Raw genomic sequence first — 17,511 nt, forward strand, 5'->3', positions numbered from 1 at the left:
GCAACAATTGTATAATAGGAAATACGAATGTACACGTAAAGGAGAGAAGGATTGTATGCCATTATCACCTATTGATATACATAATAAGGAGTTTACAAAGACCTTCAGGGGCTACGCTGAGGACGAGGTCAATGAATTTTTAGATCAGATTATTAAAGATTACGAAATTTTATTGCGTGAAAAAAAAGAAGTTGATCGACAGTTAGAAATTGCTTTAGAGCAAGCGAGGCATTTTAACTCCTTAGAAGAAACCTTACAAAAATCCATTGTTGTGGCACAAGAGGCAGCAGATGAGGTACGTAGAAATTCACAAAAAGAGGCAAAGCTTATTGTGAAAGAGGCTGAGAAAAATGCTGATCGAATTGTCAATGAGGCGTTAACAAAGGCACGTAAGGTGACGATTGAAATTGATGAGCTGAAGAAACAATCCAAGGTATTCCGAAATCGCTTTAAAATGCTTGTAGAGGCACAGCTCGATCTATTAAATGCAGATGATTGGGATCATTTGCTGCAATATGATATTGATTTAACAGAAATTCAAGCGTCTGTAGAGGAAGCACAAGATTCAGAAGATCTGTAACCTTTCTCTTGCCCCATTATAATTGAAACTTGACGTGAATGTTTGAATTTCATATACTTTATACTATCAATTACTTGAGCAGATATGCATATAGGCAGAGACGAAGACAGTAATTGTTAGGTGTAGTGAAGCGATTTGGGGATGGTGCAAGCCCAAACAAACAACTAACAATGAAGATCACTTCCGAGCTAAATAACTGAAAGCAGTAAGTTATTTCGTAGTGCACAACGTTAACGTGCTTGAAGAGGCAGTGCAATTTGAATTGTGCTGCAACTAGGGTGGTACCGCGAGTAGAAGCTTCTCGTCCCTTTTAGGGATTGAGGGCTTTTTTTATTTGCCAGTAGAAGCATTAAGAATTGTGATGTTTGCCGATAACTGTTGTAGATGTCTATACAATGTTTTATTGGTAATTTTTAAGGAGGAATTTTAATGGTTGAATACAAAGATACGTTATTAATGCCAAAAACAGATTTCCCAATGCGTGGGAATTTACCGGCAAATGAACCAAAAATGCAAGAAAAATGGAATGACATGGACATTAATAAATTACAGATGGAGCGTACAGAGGGTCGTCCTGAGTTTGTTTTACATGATGGCCCCCCCTATGCAAATGGTGATATTCATATTGGTCACGCATTAAATAAAGTGTTAAAAGATATGATTACACGTCATCGTTCTATGTCTGGCTATCATGTGAATTATGTGCCAGGCTGGGATACACATGGTCTACCAATTGAGCAGGCACTGACAAACAAGGGTGTTAAACGTAAGGAAATGTCTGTAGCAGAATTCCGTCAGCTTTGTGAAAAGTATGCCTATGAGCAAATCGACAATCAACGTCAGCAATTTAAACGTCTAGGTATACGTGGTGATTGGGAAAACCCGTATATTACATTAAAGCCTGAATTTGAAGCACGTCAAATTGAAGTATTTGGTAAAATGGCAGAAAAGGGCTATATTTATAAAGGCTTAAAACCTGTTTATTGGTCACCATCTTCTGAATCGGCTCTTGCAGAAGCTGAAATCGAGTATAAAGATATTAAATCACCATCTATTTATGTCAGCTTTGCGATTAAAGATGCCAAAGGCGTTGTGCCAGTAGATGCGAAATTTATTATTTGGACAACAACACCCTGGACATTACCAGCAAACTTAGGGATTTCTTTAAATCCTGAATTTATCTATGTCGTAGTTGCCGTGGCTAATAAAAAATTCATTATTGCCAAAGAATTATTAGAGTCAGTGGCAACGACGCTTGGCTGGGAAAACTATGAGGTTGTACAGGAAGTGAAAGGTGAGGCGCTTGATCGTCTTGTAGCGCAGCATCCATTCTATGATCGTGAATCGCTTATTATGGTAGGTGAACACGTCACAGCTGAAGCGGGTACAGGTTGTGTTCATACAGCACCTGGACACGGGGAAGACGATTATCATATCGGTAAACAATATGGTTTAGGCATTCTTAGCCCTGTTGATAATAGTGGTTGTTATACAGATGAAGCACCTGGCTTTGAAGGTGTCTTTTATAATGATGCCAATAAACTAATTACAGAAAAGTTAAAAGAAGTAGAGGCATTAGAAAAGCTTGACTTCTTTACACACTCATATCCGCACGATTGGCGTACGAAAAAACCTGTTATATATCGTGCAACACCACAATGGTTTGCGTCTGTTGAAGCATTCCGCGGCGAGCTATTAGAGGCCGTAAAAGCAACAACATTTACACCTGCTTGGGGTGAAACACGTCTTTATAATATGATTCGTGACCGTGGCGACTGGGTCATTTCACGTCAACGTGCATGGGGCGTACCGATTCCAATTTTCTACGCTGAAAATGGTGAGCCCATTATTACACCAGAAACAATTACCCATGTAGCTGCATTATTCCGTGAGCATGGATCAAATATTTGGTTCCAAAAAGAGCCGAAAGAATTATTACCAGAAGGCTTTACACATCCAGGTAGCCCGAATGGTGAATTTACAAAAGAAAATGATATTATGGACGTATGGTTTGACTCAGGTTCTTCACACCAAGGTGTCTTAGTAGAGCGTGGTATGAAATATCCAGCTGACCTTTATTTAGAAGGCTCTGACCAACACCGTGGCTGGTTTAACTCGTCCCTTATTACATCTGTAGCAATCAATGGCTATGCACCCTATAAAGGGCTTTTAACACACGGCTTTGTGCTTGATGGTGAAGGGCGTAAAATGAGTAAGTCATTGGGCAATGTTATTATTCCACAAAAGGTCATGGATCAATATGGGGCAGATATTTTGCGTCTATGGGTGGCTTCTGTTGACTATACAGCCGATGTACGTATTTCAATGGATATGCTAAAGCAAGTGTCCGAAGTATATCGTAAAATCCGTAATACATTGCGCTTCTTACACGGCAATATCGCCGATTTCGATCCAAAGAAAGATCGTGTCGCTTATGCAGAGCTTCGTGAAATGGATCAATATGTCTATATGCGCTTGCAAGACGTCTTAAAAACGGTGCGAGCTGCTTATGAACGTTATGATTTCGCTGCTGTCTACCATGTTGTGAATAACTTTGTTGCTGTAGAGTTATCTTCCTTCTATTTAGATATTGCGAAGGATGTTGTCTACATTGAGGGCTATGACAACCAAGACCGTCGTGCAATGCAAACGGTTATTTACGATACATTAATGACGTTGGTGAAAGTGATGACACCAATTATTCCACATACAACAGATGAAATGTGGTCTTACCTATACGCACAAGGTCTTGTCGAGGAAGCTTCTGTCCAATTAACAGACTTCCCTGAGGTAGATGAGCAAGCGAATTTTGACAGCCTTCGTGAAAAATGGGAGAAAGTCATTGATGTGCGTGATGATATTTTAAAAGCATTAGAGGAAGCGCGTAATGCTAAAATAATTGGTAAATCACTTGAAGCAAAAGTAACTGTCTATGCGAAAGACGATATTGTCGCATTATTGAATGATACAACGATTGATTTTGCACAGCTTTCCATTGTTTCTGCATTTGAGGTAGCCGCATTAGCAGAAGCACCTGATCATGCCTTAGCACTTGAGCATGTATCGATTGTTGTGGAAAAGGCAGCAGGCGAGAAATGTGAGCGCTGCTGGTCCATTTCTGAAACAGTTGGTGCTAATGAGGCACAACCAACTGTATGCGCGCGCTGTGCAACGGTTGTAGAAAAATACTATGCTTAAAACAACAAACTTTCATTGAATAAAGAAAATGGGGCTGTCAGGAAGTGATGAATGTACCTGATAGCCCCATTATTGCGCAAACCTCCTTGCTGGAGGTTTGCGTTTTATTTAAATAAAATCTCTTTTGTATGGCGGTAGTCTGTTGGCGATATGCCCACGTATTTTTTAAATGTTAAACTGTAATAATTAGGTGTGTTAAAGCCGCAAATTGAGGAAATTTTTTCTATCGTATAATCATACTTTCGTAGAAACGGTAATGTTTTAATGATACGAGTAAATGCCACATAATCAACAAAATTACGGCCCGTTTCTTTTTTAAATAGTCTGCTAAAATGTGTCGGGCTAAAGTTAATAAATTTAGCAACATCGCTAATTGTAATTTGCTCGTCATAATGCTCTTCAATATAATAAATAGCCTTTTGAAGCTGCTCGTGCTTCGTTAAATCCTCATAATAACGTATATGAATATTCTGGATAGGTGGCTTTCTACGGGCTTTGCGGGCTTGACTATAAGATTCTTTCACCTGCATAGCATCCTGAAATACACCGCCGACCCCCATAAAAAGATGAATGCTATAGTCTTTTTTTAGCGTCTCAATAACTTCTAATAAACATGCCTCTCCTTCCATCCAATGCTTGAAAGAATTATATTCATCTGGAACCCGCATAAGAAGCAGCAGATAGCGCTCAAAATATAAAAAGGATATGGGTGCTTTTCCCGCAAAATTTTGGCGAAAAACATGAGTAATAATACTACTTGCATCATAAGGAGCAGCAATGGCTCTCTGCTCATTGACATCAATGTAGCCCTGAATTAAAAACACAATATTTGGTATACAATTTGTTGATAAAAATGAGGCAGATTGTATAATTTCTAGCTCATCATTAATTTCTCCACGTATAAGGCGCTTTAAAAATGCTTCCCTAAAGGGCGAAGCATGACTTTGGGGTACTTGCTGTGATAGTTCCAGTAATGTAAGCGTACTAGCCTTTTTTTCCTGATAGGAGGTGTGGAGCTTTTTTATAGCACGTAAAAATTTTGATTTTTGTAATGGTTTAATTAGAAGTGTAGGTAGAACCAGTTCAATTGCTATACCAGTTGAATAGGTAAGGTGTTCTGTAACAATCGGAACAATGATGCTGTTAGGGTAATGTCTTTTTAAACGATTGATTTTTACCCAATCGAATAAACGATTAATTTCGTAGATGATAATGCACTCATCCTCTGCTTGTGGCTCTGTACAATTCTCAAAAGCGTTTGGTAAAGCCTCTTCTAGCCATGCGCCCATCTGCTTTCTATCAAATGAGCTTTCAATATACCATGCCACCTTTAAAATGTTATCCACTCCCTTAAATAGAATGATAAAAGTATTTTACCTTAAAATAGCATTTTTTTGTACTAATACAGCAATATTTTATAACTATATTGTCTGAGAAATAGAATAGAATAATTGTAGTGAATAATAATTTGAAATTTCAGATAATTATTTACTGTATAAAGAAAGGGGAGTTGACGTATGGCAGAAGTAGGAAGTCATGATTATGACTATGTGGAAGCTGGAACAGTGGATGTGAAAGATCTTCCACCACTAGATGCAGCAACTAGCAAAATTATGAAAGATGAATTTACAACAGGTTTTGGCTTAACGATATTTTACTTTATTTTAATTTTTAGTATTCCTGTGATGAACTGGTTTGCGCCAGCATTTGCATTTAAGAAAATTTGGGGTGGCATGACCGTAACATGGTTTGTGACAACAGTCATTATGATGGCTATGGCATTTATTATTGCTTATGTGCATACGGCCTTATACGAAAAGCGCCTAAAAAAATACGATCTAGCAAATAGGTAGTTGTAACGAAGGGGGAAATGTTGAATGATGGCAGCTTTATTAGAACCGAAGATGTTAATGACCATTGCTTTAATGGGGACGATAGTGTACATCACGTATATGACAAAGCGAAATGCAACGGCGTCGGATTTCTTTGTTGGAGGCCGAAGCTTTGGCTGGTTTACAAATGGTTCTGCTATTGGTGGAGATTATTTAAGTGCAGCAACATTCCTAGGAATTGCGGGTTTAACATTTCAATTAGGATATGACGGGGCTTATTATGCTTTTTGTTTCTCCATTGGTTTAACCTTATTAGCTATTTTTGTAGCAGGTCCTTTAAGACGTTTTGGTGCATTTACGGTTGCTGATTTTTTAGCCTATCGTTTCCATAGTAAACGAGCGCGATTAGTAGCTGTTGTAGTCGTTTTAGCGATTTCAGGCTTTTATGCCGCTCCTCAATTATTAGGTGCTGCCCAAATTTTAAGTATGTTTTTTGGGACTTCCTATGAATTTGGTATTATCTTCACATGTATTGTGATGATTTTTTATGTAGGTATTGGTGGGATGAAAGGAACAACGATTAACCAGGCTTTAGAGCTATGGATTCGTCTTGGAGCGTTTGTGGTGATGCTCATCGCAGCGATTTATGGCGGTCTGCATTACGATAAAATTCTTGCAGCTATTAATTCCTTCACTGGTCCTATTACAGGGACTTCACCCTATGCGTTAGATGGTAAAGATATCAATTTTGATGGTGCTGCTTGGACAGGGACAGGCTTCTATTTCCCAACATTTTGGCAAACCGTTAGTATGACGATAGGTTTAGCCCTCGGAACAATTGGGCTTCCACATATATTATTACGCTTTTATACAAATCCAAGTGCCAAAGCAGCTCGAAAATCAGCGTTAATGGCAATCGGAATTGCTAGTGCATTCTTCTTATTAGCGGTTTATTTAGGGGTTGTAGGACGTGCTATTTTTATCTCTGGAACAGCGAGTGAAGAGGTTATGCGTGATTTAGTGCTTGGCGGAAATAATATGGTCATTCCTACTACAGCACTTGCACTAGGCGGGAAATGGCTGCTTGGTTTAGTAATCGCGGGGGCATTTGCAGCTATTTTCTCCAATCTTTCAGGGTTATTTATTACAAGCTCTGGGGCACTAGCACACGATTTATACGCTACTATTATGAAAAAAGATATAACGCAAAAACAGCGCGTTATTGCGGGTAAAGTAGCCATTGTATTATTAGGGATTTTATATGGGGCTTTGGGTCTGCTGGTGAAGGATGCATCTATTGGTCATTTAGTGGCACTTGCCTTTACGGTTGCAGCAAGTACATTTACACCAATATTTATACTAGGTATTTGGTGGAGAGGGATGACAGAGAAGGGAGCAATTGCTGGGTTATTGATCGGGCTTGGTGTATCCATGTGGATGATCTTTTTACCGGGAACATTGCCAAGCTTCTTACAGTTTAAAATTCCAGGGATTGTGACAGTGCCTGTTGGTTTCCTATCGGTTATTATTGTATCAATGCTAGATCGTAAAGTACCTGCGGATGTGAATGATTTTATGAAGCGAGTACATTCAAAAGAATCTGAAACCGTTTAATATCAAAAGTCATAGCTATTTCTGTTGCTTAAGAGGTGATGGAAATAGCTTTTTTCTGCTGTCACTGCTAGATTTTCACATGCTATTAGTTATTGTGAATGATGCTGTTATGGTAGAATAGGTTAGATGTTGAGCGATCGGAGGAATGTTTGTGTATAAATATTATGGATTGGCTGCTTTTGTCATTTTACTCGATCAATGGACAAAATGGCTAATTGTCAAAAATATGGAGTATGGGGAGCGTATTGCGCTGTGGGACCCATGGTTTGGACTTTTATCTCATCGCAATCGAGGCGCAGCATGGGGAATGCTAGAGGGACAAATATGGCTATTTAGTATTGTAACCGTTGTTGTGATCGGTGCGATTATCTATTTTTATCATAAAGAGGCAAAGGGTAAGCCCCTTTTTCAAGTTGGTTTAATGCTGTTGTTAGGTGGTGCGCTTGGCAACTTTATTGATCGTTTATTTAGAGGAGAAGTAGTCGATTTTGCAGATGTTTTAATTCCTATTATTAACTATGACTTCCCTATTTTTAATGTGGCAGATGCTGCGTTAACGATAGCAGTTGTACTTTTAATGATTGGCTTAATTGTGGAAGATAAAAAAGAAAAGAGACAGGTGAAACAATGACGCAAGTAACATATACTATTGAAGAACAGCAGCAAGGAGAGCGCATTGATAAGGCACTTTCAAGCCTACAATCAGAATGGTCACGCACACAAATTGGCAACTGGATTAGTGAGGGAGTTATCAAAGTAAATGGCGATGCTGTGAAGGCAAAATATAAGGTGAAAGCTGGTGATATCATTGTTATTGATGTACCAGAAGTTGAAGAATTGGATGTTGTTGCAGAAAACTTAGATTTAGATATTGTTTATGAGGATGCAGATGTCCTTGTTGTGAATAAACCAAAGGGTATGGTGGTACATCCAGCACCTGGACATCTGACAGGCACGCTGGTAAATGGATTAATGGCTCATTGTCAGGATTTATCAGGGATTAATGGTGTGCTACGACCCGGAATTGTCCATCGTATCGATAAAGATACATCAGGCTTATTAATGGTGGCAAAAAACGATGTAGCCCATGAATCATTGGTAAATCAGTTAGTCAATAAAACAGTCACACGTAAATATACAGCGCTTGTCCATGGGCATATTGCACATGATAAGGGGACAATTGATGCACCAATTGGACGTGATCAAAAAGATCGCCAAAAACAGGCAGTCGTTGATAATGGTAAGCATGCTGTTACACACTTCCAGGTTGTTGAACGTTTTGGTGACTATACGCTAGTGGAATGTCGTTTAGAAACGGGACGTACACACCAAATTCGTGTGCATATGAATTATATTGGCTTCCCGCTTGTAGGTGATCCAAAATATGGTCCGAAAAAAACGCTTGATTTTGGTGGACAAGTGCTGCATGCGGGCGTTCTGGGATTCGATCATCCTGTATCAGGGGAATATATGGAGTTTGAAGCGCCCCTTCCTGCTGATTATGAGCAATTATTAAAGGATTTATGAAATAGGCATTGACGTATATGTCAAGAAGGTCTATACTAACGACAGTGAATAAGAACAATACAACTAAATAGTATTCACCTTTAATGGCAGTCCAGAGAGGCTGAGAAGGTTCATATAATAGTGTTGTGGAAATTTGTGCTGCAAATTTTTCGACATGCTTTTTCAACACGTATATAACCCTCTCAGGCAATTCGCCTTGAGAGGTTTTTTTATGGACATATGACAATAGAAAGGGGGAAATGGCGATGGCACAAAATGAATTATTAGATGGTCCATCAATGACAAGAGCTTTGACACGTATTGCCCATGAAATTATTGAACGCAATAAAGGCATTGATGAATGTATCTTAGTCGGTATTAAAACACGAGGTGCTTTTCTAGCCAAGCGTTTAGCGCAACGAATTGAAAAAATCGAAGGGCGAGCGATTCGGACAGGCGAGCTAGATATTACGCTTTATCGGGACGATTTAACAACAAAGCACGAAAATGAACAAGCATATGTGGAACAAGTGGATATTGACTATACTGTAAAAAATCAAAAGATTATTTTAGTAGATGATGTGCTTTATACAGGACGAACAGTTCGTGCAGCATTAGATGCTGTGATGGATTTAGGGAGACCTGCACAAATCCAATTAGCAGTCCTGGTGGACCGGGGTCATCGAGAGCTGCCAATTCGAGCAGACTATGTAGGAAAAAATGTGCCGACATCAGGTACTGAACGCATTGTTGTCAATTTACAAGAAGTTGATGGAGAAGATTGCGTGATTATTTATAAAGAAGATGAACAATAAAGTGAGGAAGCAATATGTCAAATGCAGTGTTAGATATTAAGGATAAACCAACTGGACTTCAACTGGTGACATTAAGCTTCCAGCATATGTTTGCCATGTTTGGCTCAACGATTTTAGTGCCACAGCTAGTAGGACTAAGCCCAGCCATTGCGCTATTAACAAGTGGGATTGCTACGCTGTTCTTCCTATTAATTACGAAATTTCAAGTACCTGCGTATTTAGGCTCATCCTTCGCATTTATTGCGCCGATTTTGCTTGTGGCAGGTGGCTTAAATAAGGATGGTACAAGTGTAAACCCAGGACATGCAATGATTGGTGCAATGGCTGTTGGGCTTACATATGGAATTGTCGCTTTAATCATTTGGAAAAGCGGCTATAAATGGATTATGAAAATTTTACCACCGATTGTAGTGGGACCTGTTATTATGGTGATAGGTCTAGGACTATCTGGCACGGCTGTTAATATGGCGATGAATGTTGATGGCAACTATAGCTTTTTACACTTCTCTGCTGCATTAGTAACAGTTTTTACCGCGATTATTTTCACGATTGCCTTTAAAGGTATTTTAAGCACCATGCCAATTTTAATGGGATTAATCGTAGGCTATATTTACTCAATGATTATTGGTATTGTCGATTATACACCAATTGCGGCTGCTAAATTTTTTACAACACCTGATTTTTTAATACCAGGTGTGCATTATGAATTTGAAATTACATCTAAAATTCTGCTCGCGATGGTTCCCATTGTAATTGTGACCATTTCAGAGCATATTGGTCACCAGCTTGTTTTAGGGAAAGTTGTAGAGCGTGATTATATTAAAGAGCCTGGCTTACACCGCTCATTGCTCGGCGATGGACTTGGCACATTTCTCAGTGCGTTGATCGGTGGACCACCCAAAACAACGTATGGTGAAAATATTGGTGTCCTTGCGATTACTCGTGTTTATAGTGTCTATGTGATTGCAGGTGCAGCCGTTGTAGCCATTGTCTTATCCTTCTTCGGGCAAGCAATGGCAGTGATTGCAACCATTCCAACCGCAGTACTTGGTGGCGTTTCTATCTTACTATTTGGTATTATTGCAGCGAGTGGCTTACGTATGTTAGTGGATAATCGCATTGATTTTGGCAATAGCCGTAATCTAGTCATTGCCTCTGTCATTTTAGTGATTGGTATTGGCGGTGCAAAGTTTGTGATTTCAGAATCATTAAGTGTCGAGGGAATGGCACTAGCAGCCATTATTGGCGTGCTTTTGAATGCCATTTTACCCGGCAAGGAAGAAGCGGCAATACCTGTACAAGAGAATCAACATAAAAATTCATAGTCGTACCTTTTAATGAATTGTCCAGAGAGGCAAGAAAAGGGAAGCTGTGGACAAGCTGAAGTAGGGAGTAGATCCTGCTATAGTTTGTCACGCCTCCTTCTGCCTCATTGATGCGATCAATGGGGCTTTTACTTTATGCAGAGAACGTCATAAATAGACGTTTATGGCACACAACTGAATGGAGGTCACATAATGAAAAACTTACTATCGATGGAGCATTTAACAATAGAGGAAATTCACCACATCCTTGATCTTGCCCAAGCATTTGAAAATGGTGAAGCATCGTCGTTAGCTCGTACACACCATGTAGCCAATTTATTTTTTGAACCGAGCACTCGTACAAAAACAAGCTTTGAAATGGCGGAGCGTAAAATTGGTTGTACGGTTATACCTTTCGATGCTGGTTTTTCAAGTGTTACAAAAGGGGAAACGATGTATGATACGGTTAAAACATTAGAAATGATCGGTTTAGATGCAGTTGTGATACGTGCAACGGAGGACGAATATTACAATGAGCTGCTAAGCGGTATTAATGTGGCTGTTATTAATGCCGGAGATGGCGCAGGTCAGCATCCTTCACAATCATTATTGGACCTTTATACAATTAAAAAAGAGTTTGGTAAGTTCGAAGGATTGAATATTACCATTGCTGGGGATATCTCCCATAGCCGTGTGGCAAAATCAAATGCAGTGGCACTCCAGCGCTTAGGTGCAAACGTCCACTTCCTTTGTCCAGAAGAATGGGCAGGAAGTTTTGAGGCACATCATTCATGGGATGATTTAATCGAAATAAGCGATGTAATTATGTTACTACGTGTTCAGCATGAACGTCATAAAGTGAATAAAAGCTTTTCAAAAGAAAGCTATCATCAAGAATATGGTTTAACAATCGAACGAGAGCAACAAATGAAAGAATCTGCAATTATTATGCATCCAGCGCCTGTAAATCGCGATGTAGAAATTGCTTCTGAGCTAGTAGAGTGTGAACGGTCACGTATTTTTGAGCAAGTGCGAAATGGTGTCTACACACGCATGGCTATTATCGAAACTATTTTAAAGGAGAGAGAATAGGATGGCAAAGGTACTTCAAAATGTGCAAATGGTAAATGAGCAAGGTGAGCTACAAACAGTAAATATCGCTATGGCAGATGGCAAGATTACAGCAATTGGACAGAACGTTTCTGTAGCGGATGCTGAAATTATTGAAGGGAATGGACTTATTGTTGCGCCAGGTTTTGTCGATGTACATACACATTTACGTGAGCCAGGCTTTGAGCATAAGGAAACGATTGCGACAGGCTCAGCATCAGCAGCAAAAGGCGGCTTTACAACAATTTGTGCGATGCCAAATACAAAGCCAGTACCAGATTCCATTGAAAATATGCAGCTTATTAATGGGCTTATTCAAGAAAGTGCTGTAATTCGTGTGCTCCCATATGGCTCCCTTACAAAGGATATTTCAGGTGAGGTTCGAACAAATATCCAAGAATTAAAAGCGCAAGGTGCTGTTGCATTTTCAGATGATGGTGTAGGCATTCAGCTAGCGGCTACAATGTATGAGCAAATGAAGGACGCAGCGCAGCACGATATGGTTGTTGTGGCACACTGTGAAGATAACTCATTAATCTACGATGGTGTGATGCATGAAGGAAAGCGTAATAAGGAGCTTGGTCTTCCAGGCATTCCTTCAATCTGTGAATCTGTACAAATTGCACGAGACGTTTTATTAGCTGAGGCAGCAGGCGCACGTTATCATGTTTGCCATGTATCAACAAAGGAATCTGTACGTGCAGTAAGAGATGCAAAGGCAGCAGGAATTCGTGTTACAGCAGAGGTTTGTCCACACCATTTATTACTTGAAGAAATGGATATTCCAGCAGATGATGCAAACTGGAAAATGAATCCACCATTACGTGCAGCTGATGATAAGGATTCATTACATGTAGCACTACTTGACGGTACAATTGACTGTATCGCAACAGACCATGCACCACATACAGTAGAGGAAAAATGCTGTGGTATGGTGGGCGCACCATTTGGCATCGTTGGCTTTGAAACAGCCTTCCCATTGCTTTATACACAATTTGTGGAAACAGGAAAATGGTCATTAAAGCAATTAATCGATTGGATGACGGTGAAAGCAGCAGCTATTTTTGACCTTCCATATGGCACATTAGCAGTAGGTGCTTCGGCTGATATGGTGTTAATTGATCTTGAAAAAGAGCAAACAGTTGATGCACAGGGCTTTGTTTCAAAGGGACGCAATACACCATTTAATGGTTGGGTAGCGAAAGGCTGGCCAGTCGTAACAATTTTTGAAGGCAATATCGTATATCAGGAGGCAGAGTAATGAAAAAACGTTTACTAATATTAGAAGATGGCACAGTGTTTACAGGTACGGCATTTGGTAGTGATCGCGCTTCACAAGGTGAGGTTGTATTTACAACAGGTATGACGGGCTATCAGGAATCCATCTCTGACCCTTCATTTTACGGACAAATTGTAACTATCACATATCCATTAGTTGGGAATTACGGCATTAATCGTGATGATTTTGAATCTATTACACCTGTTATTCGTGGATTTGTTGTACGTGAATTAGCGAAAACACCTTCTAACTTCCGTTGTGATTTAACGGTTGATGACTATTTAACATCAAAGGATATCCCAGGTATTGAAGGGATTGATACACGTAAATTAACACGTATTATTCGTAGTAAAGGGTCAGTAAAAGCGATTTTAACGGCTGCTGATGAAGAAGTAAATGTGGATGACATTGTGGCACAATTACAAGCAACTCCAGCCATTACGCATCATGTACGTGAAGTATCGCCAAAAGCGGCTTATCCATCTCCTGGACGTGGTAAACGAGTTGTCTTAATTGATTTTGGCATGAAGCATGGTATTCTTCGTGAATTAAACAAGCGTGACTGTGATGTGCTTGTTGTTCCTTACAATACACCTGCTGAGGAAATTTTAGCTTGGCATCCAGATGGCATTATGCTGTCGAACGGGCCAGGGAACCCTGATGAGGTGCCAGAAGGTATTGAAACAGTGCGTAATTTGATCGGCAAAGTACCAATGTTTGGTATTTGCCTAGGTCATCAAATCTTTTCATTAGCTTGTGGAGCAAAGTCTTTTAAATTACCGTTTGGACACCGTGGAGGCAACCATCCTGTGAAAGATTTACGCACAGGTCGTACGGATATAACATCTCAAAATCACGGCTATGCCATCGATATCGACTCATTAGAGGCTACAGATTTAGAATTAACACATATTGCATTAAATGACAGTACATGTGAGGGTGTACGCCATAAGAAATATCCAATTTTCACAGTGCAGTATCACCCAGAAGCATCACCAGGACCAGAGGATTCAAATCACTTATTTGATGAATTCATCGAAATGATGGAAGCAGAAGCAGGGAAGGGGAAACAACATGCCTAAACGTACAGATATTAAAACTATTTTAGTAATCGGCTCAGGCCCAATTGTTATCGGACAAGCAGCAGAATTTGACTATGCAGGAACACAAGCTTGTCTTTCATTAAAAGAAGAGGGCTACCGCGTTATTTTAATCAACTCAAACCCTGCCACAATTATGACAGATACAGAAATTGCAGATAAAGTATATATTGAGCCTATTTCACTTGATTTTGTTTCACGTATTTTACGTAAAGAACGTCCAGATGCTATTTTACCGACACTTGGTGGGCAAACAGGCTTAAATATGGCGATTGAATTAGATGAATCAGGTATTTTAGACGAGCTTGGCATTGAAATTCTTGGAACAAAATTAGAGGCGATTCATAAGGCGGAAGACCGTGATTTATTCCGTAATTTAATGTACGAATTAGGTGCGCCAGTTCCTGAATCTGATATTATTCATAATTTAGATGAAGCGAAAAAATTTGTCGCAAAAATTGGTTACCCTGTTATTGTTCGTCCAGCCTTTACACTTGGCGGTACAGGAGGCGGTATTTGTTATAACGATCAGGATTTAGAGGAAATCGTAACATCTGGTTTAAAATACTCGCCAGTAACACAGTGCTTACTTGAAAAATCAATCGCTGGTTATAAAGAGATTGAATATGAAGTAATGCGTGATGCGGCTGACAATGCCATTGTTGTATGTAATATGGAAAATGTTGACCCAGTAGGTATTCATACAGGTGATTCTATTGTAGTAGCACCAACACAAACATTATCGGACCGTGAAAACCAAATGCTACGCAATATTTCATTAGATATTATTCGTGCACTAAAAATTGAAGGCGGCTGTAATGTGCAGCTAGCACTTGATCCATATAGCTTTAATTATTATGTAATTGAAGTAAATCCACGTGTCTCTCGTTCATCTGCATTAGCGTCAAAAGCAACAGGCTATCCAATTGCTAAGCTAGCGGCGAAAATTGCAGTAGGCTTAACATTAGATGAAATTAAAAACCCTGTAACGGGCTCAACATATGCATGCTTTGAACCTGCGTTGGATTATATTGTCGCGAAAATTCCACGCTGGCCGTTCGATAAATTTGAATCAGCAAAACGTAATCTTGGTACGCAAATGAAGGCAACTGGTGAGGTAATGGCACTAGGTCGTACCTTTGAGGAAGCGATGTTAAAAGCAGTGCGCTCACTGGAAACAGGTCAAGTACACTTAGAGCTAAAACATGCTGAGGAAAACTCAGATGCTTGGGTTGAAAAACGTATCCGTAAAGCTGGGGATGAGCGTTTATTCTTTATTGGCGAAGCCTTACGCCGTGGTGTTACAATTGAACAAATTCATGAATGGTCAGAGATTGACTTATTCTTCTTAAATAAATTTAAAAATATCATTGATATGGAGCAAACACTTGCTAACCATAAAAATGATAAAGAAGTATTGCGTACAGCAAAACGTTTAGGCTTTGCCGATAAGAAAATTGCAGAGCTTTGGGAAACAACACCGGAGGCTATTTATGCTTATCGCAAAGAGCAGGGCATTATTCCTGTCTATAAAATGGTCGATACATGTGCAGCAGAATTTGCTTCAGAAACACCGTATTTCTATGGCACATATGAGGAAGAAAACGAATCCATTAAATCAGATAAACCTTCTGTTGTGGTACTTGGCTCAGGCCCGATCCGTATCGGTCAAGGGGTAGAATTCGACTATGCAACTGTACACTCTGTATGGGCGATTCAAGAAGCAGGTTATGAAGCTATTATTATTAACTCAAATCCAGAAACGGTATCAACAGATTTCTCGATTTCAGATAAATTGTACTTTGAGCCATTAACAATCGAGGATGTTATGCATATTATCGACTTAGAGCAACCAATTGGTGTTGTTGTTCAATTCGGTGGTCAAACTGCGATTAACCTTGCAGATAAATTGGCTGCCAATGGCGTGAAAATTTTAGGCACATCGCTGGAAGATATTGATCGTGCCGAAAACCGTGATAAATTTGAGCAAGCTTTGCATGAGTTAAATATTCCTCAGCCAAAAGGAGAAACAGCTATTTCGACAGAGGAAGCTCTTGCTATTGGTCAACGTTTAGGCTTCCCAGTGCTTGTTCGTCCTTCTTATGTACTCGGTGGACGTGCAATGGAAATTGTTTATAACGAAGAAGAGCTACACCATTATATGGAGAACGCAGTAGAAGCATCTCCAGATCATCCAGTGCTAGTAGACCGTTACTTAACAGGTCAAGAAATCGAAGTAGATGCAATTTGTGATGGTGAACATGTATTAATTCCAGGGATTATGGAGCATATCGAGCGTGCAGGGGTGCACTCTGGTGACTCTATCTCTGTTTATCCTCCACAAAAGCTAACACAGGCACAAAAAGATACATTAGTGGATTATACAACCCGCCTTGCGAAAGGTCTTGGCATTATTGGCTTAATGAATATTCAATATGTTATTTCCCAGGGAGACGTATTTGTGATCGAGGTGAATCCACGTTCATCACGTACAGTACCATTCTTAAGTAAAATTACGAATATCCCGATGGCCAATATCGCGACAAAAGCGATTCTTGGCAAATCGATTGTAGAGCAAGGCTATCCAACAGGCTTAGCACCTGAGCAAAAAGGTGTCTTTGTCAAAGTACCAGTATTCTCCTTTGCAAAACTACGTCGTGTGGATATTACGCTAGGCCCTGAAATGAAATCGACAGGGGAAGTAATGGGGAAAGATGCAACATTAGAAAAAGCTCTTTATAAAGGCTTAGTAGCAGCTGGTATGGAAATTCGCACAGAAGGTACAGTATTGTTTACGGTGTCCGATAAAGATAAGGAAGAAGCAATTGCACTAGCAAAACGTTTCTCGACAGTTGGCTATCGCATTGTAGCTACTGAAGGTACAGCTCGAAGCTTTGAAGCGGCAGGTGTACGTACGGATGTGGTTGGCAAGATTGGTGCAAAGGGGCAAACATTAATTGACCTTATCCAAAATGGTGAAGCTCAGCTTGTTGTCAACACCTTAACAAAAGGCAAACAACCAGCTCGTGATGGCTTCCGAATCCGCCGTGAATCTGTAGAAAATGGTGTACCTTGTCTCACATCTTTAGATACAGCAGAAGCAATGGTACGTGTTATCGAATCAATGACATTTACAGCAGAACAAATGCCAAAAGCGGAGGTAATACACTAAT

The 17,511-nt window shown here is 39.8% G+C and carries 13 protein-coding genes and 1 other annotated feature; of the genes, 12 read left to right on the forward strand and 1 reads right to left on the reverse strand.

The window, feature by feature from the left end; translation table 11 throughout:
* The first annotated feature begins 55 nt into the window (after positions 1 to 55).
* Positions 56 to 580 carry a DivIVA domain-containing protein gene (locus tag ADM90_RS04455; protein ID WP_053993847.1) on the forward strand — a complete coding sequence of 175 codons (525 nt, stop codon included), beginning with the start codon at positions 56 to 58 and terminating at the stop codon, positions 578 to 580.
* 88 nt (positions 581 to 668) lie between these two features.
* Positions 669 to 892 (forward strand) — a binding site (T-box leader).
* A 117-nt stretch (positions 893 to 1,009) separates the two neighbouring features.
* On the forward strand, positions 1,010 to 3,778 hold the full coding sequence (gene ileS, locus ADM90_RS04460; protein ID WP_053993848.1) for an isoleucine--tRNA ligase: 2,769 nt from the start codon (positions 1,010 to 1,012) through the stop codon (positions 3,776 to 3,778).
* 104 nt (positions 3,779 to 3,882) lie between these two features.
* On the opposite strand, the gene ADM90_RS04465 is transcribed toward ileS, so the two are convergent.
* Positions 3,883 to 5,124: an AraC family transcriptional regulator gene (locus ADM90_RS04465; RefSeq protein WP_235473314.1), complete on the reverse strand. Its 1,242-nt coding sequence runs from the start codon at positions 5,122 to 5,124 to the stop codon at positions 3,883 to 3,885.
* 171 nt (positions 5,125 to 5,295) lie between these two features.
* Here ADM90_RS04465 and ADM90_RS04470 point away from each other — a divergent pair, with 171 nt between their 5' ends.
* The 10 genes from ADM90_RS04470 (at position 5,296) to carB (ending at position 17,510) form a co-directional block, all read left to right on the forward strand.
* Positions 5,296 to 5,631 (forward strand): DUF485 domain-containing protein, encoded by a 336-nt coding sequence (locus ADM90_RS04470; RefSeq protein ID WP_053993849.1) that lies wholly within the window; start codon positions 5,296 to 5,298, stop codon positions 5,629 to 5,631.
* Between the two features lie 24 nt (positions 5,632 to 5,655).
* Positions 5,656 to 7,224 (forward strand): sodium/solute symporter, encoded by a 1,569-nt coding sequence (locus tag ADM90_RS04475; RefSeq protein WP_053993850.1) that lies wholly within the window; start codon positions 5,656 to 5,658, stop codon positions 7,222 to 7,224.
* A 151-nt stretch (positions 7,225 to 7,375) separates the two neighbouring features.
* Complete coding sequence (gene lspA / locus ADM90_RS04480) at positions 7,376 to 7,855, forward strand: signal peptidase II (protein ID WP_053993851.1); 480 nt, start codon at positions 7,376 to 7,378, stop codon at positions 7,853 to 7,855.
* A complete protein-coding gene (locus ADM90_RS04485; protein WP_053993852.1) occupies positions 7,852 to 8,751 on the forward strand; it encodes an RluA family pseudouridine synthase in 900 nt (299 codons plus the stop codon). The genes lspA and ADM90_RS04485 overlap by 4 nt, the downstream gene beginning before the upstream one ends.
* 245 nt (positions 8,752 to 8,996) lie before the next feature.
* The gene (gene pyrR / locus ADM90_RS04490) at positions 8,997 to 9,545 is read left to right on the forward strand and encodes a bifunctional pyr operon transcriptional regulator/uracil phosphoribosyltransferase PyrR (RefSeq protein ID WP_053993853.1); all 549 of its coding nucleotides are present in this window, start codon (positions 8,997 to 8,999) and stop codon (positions 9,543 to 9,545) included.
* 14 nt (positions 9,546 to 9,559) lie between these two features.
* The gene (locus ADM90_RS04495; protein ID WP_053993854.1) at positions 9,560 to 10,870 is read left to right on the forward strand and encodes a solute carrier family 23 protein; all 1,311 of its coding nucleotides are present in this window, start codon (positions 9,560 to 9,562) and stop codon (positions 10,868 to 10,870) included.
* A 192-nt stretch (positions 10,871 to 11,062) separates the two neighbouring features.
* Complete coding sequence (locus ADM90_RS04500) at positions 11,063 to 11,941, forward strand: aspartate carbamoyltransferase catalytic subunit (protein WP_053993855.1); 879 nt, start codon at positions 11,063 to 11,065, stop codon at positions 11,939 to 11,941.
* A gap of 1 nt (position 11,942) precedes the next feature.
* Positions 11,943 to 13,220 (forward strand): dihydroorotase, encoded by a 1,278-nt coding sequence (locus tag ADM90_RS04505; RefSeq protein ID WP_053993856.1) that lies wholly within the window; start codon positions 11,943 to 11,945, stop codon positions 13,218 to 13,220.
* Complete coding sequence (gene carA, locus ADM90_RS04510) at positions 13,220 to 14,320, forward strand: glutamine-hydrolyzing carbamoyl-phosphate synthase small subunit (RefSeq protein WP_053993857.1); 1,101 nt, start codon at positions 13,220 to 13,222, stop codon at positions 14,318 to 14,320. The genes ADM90_RS04505 and carA overlap by 1 nt, the downstream gene beginning before the upstream one ends.
* Positions 14,313 to 17,510 (forward strand): carbamoyl-phosphate synthase large subunit, encoded by a 3,198-nt coding sequence (gene carB / locus ADM90_RS04515; RefSeq protein WP_053993858.1) that lies wholly within the window; start codon positions 14,313 to 14,315, stop codon positions 17,508 to 17,510. Before carA ends, carB begins: the two co-directional genes overlap by 8 nt.
* Position 17,511 lies beyond the last annotated feature (1 nt).

Source organism: Lysinibacillus macroides (assembly GCF_001281525.1).
In the GTDB taxonomy this organism is placed as follows: Bacteria; Bacillota; Bacilli; order Bacillales_A; family Planococcaceae; genus Lysinibacillus; species Lysinibacillus macroides.

Bases quoted from the DNA above. Each gene is read 5' to 3' on its own strand.
- ileS (WP_053993848.1), top strand. From the start codon at position 1,010: ATGGTTGAATACAAAGATACGTTATTAATGCCAAAAACAGATTTCCCA.
- ADM90_RS04455 (WP_053993847.1), top strand. From the start codon at position 56: ATGCCATTATCACCTATTGATATACATAATAAGGAGTTTACAAAGACC.
- ADM90_RS04470 (WP_053993849.1), top strand. From the start codon at position 5,296: ATGGCAGAAGTAGGAAGTCATGATTATGACTATGTGGAAGCTGGAACA.
- carA (WP_053993857.1), top strand. From the start codon at position 13,220: ATGAAAAAACGTTTACTAATATTAGAAGATGGCACAGTGTTTACAGGT.
- ADM90_RS04475 (WP_053993850.1), top strand. From the start codon at position 5,656: ATGATGGCAGCTTTATTAGAACCGAAGATGTTAATGACCATTGCTTTA.
- ADM90_RS04505 (WP_053993856.1), top strand. From the start codon at position 11,943: ATGGCAAAGGTACTTCAAAATGTGCAAATGGTAAATGAGCAAGGTGAG.
- pyrR (WP_053993853.1), top strand. From the start codon at position 8,997: ATGGCACAAAATGAATTATTAGATGGTCCATCAATGACAAGAGCTTTG.
- carB (WP_053993858.1), top strand. From the start codon at position 14,313: ATGCCTAAACGTACAGATATTAAAACTATTTTAGTAATCGGCTCAGGC.
- ADM90_RS04495 (WP_053993854.1), top strand. From the start codon at position 9,560: ATGTCAAATGCAGTGTTAGATATTAAGGATAAACCAACTGGACTTCAA.
- ADM90_RS04500 (WP_053993855.1), top strand. From the start codon at position 11,063: ATGAAAAACTTACTATCGATGGAGCATTTAACAATAGAGGAAATTCAC.
- ADM90_RS04485 (WP_053993852.1), top strand. From the start codon at position 7,852: ATGACGCAAGTAACATATACTATTGAAGAACAGCAGCAAGGAGAGCGC.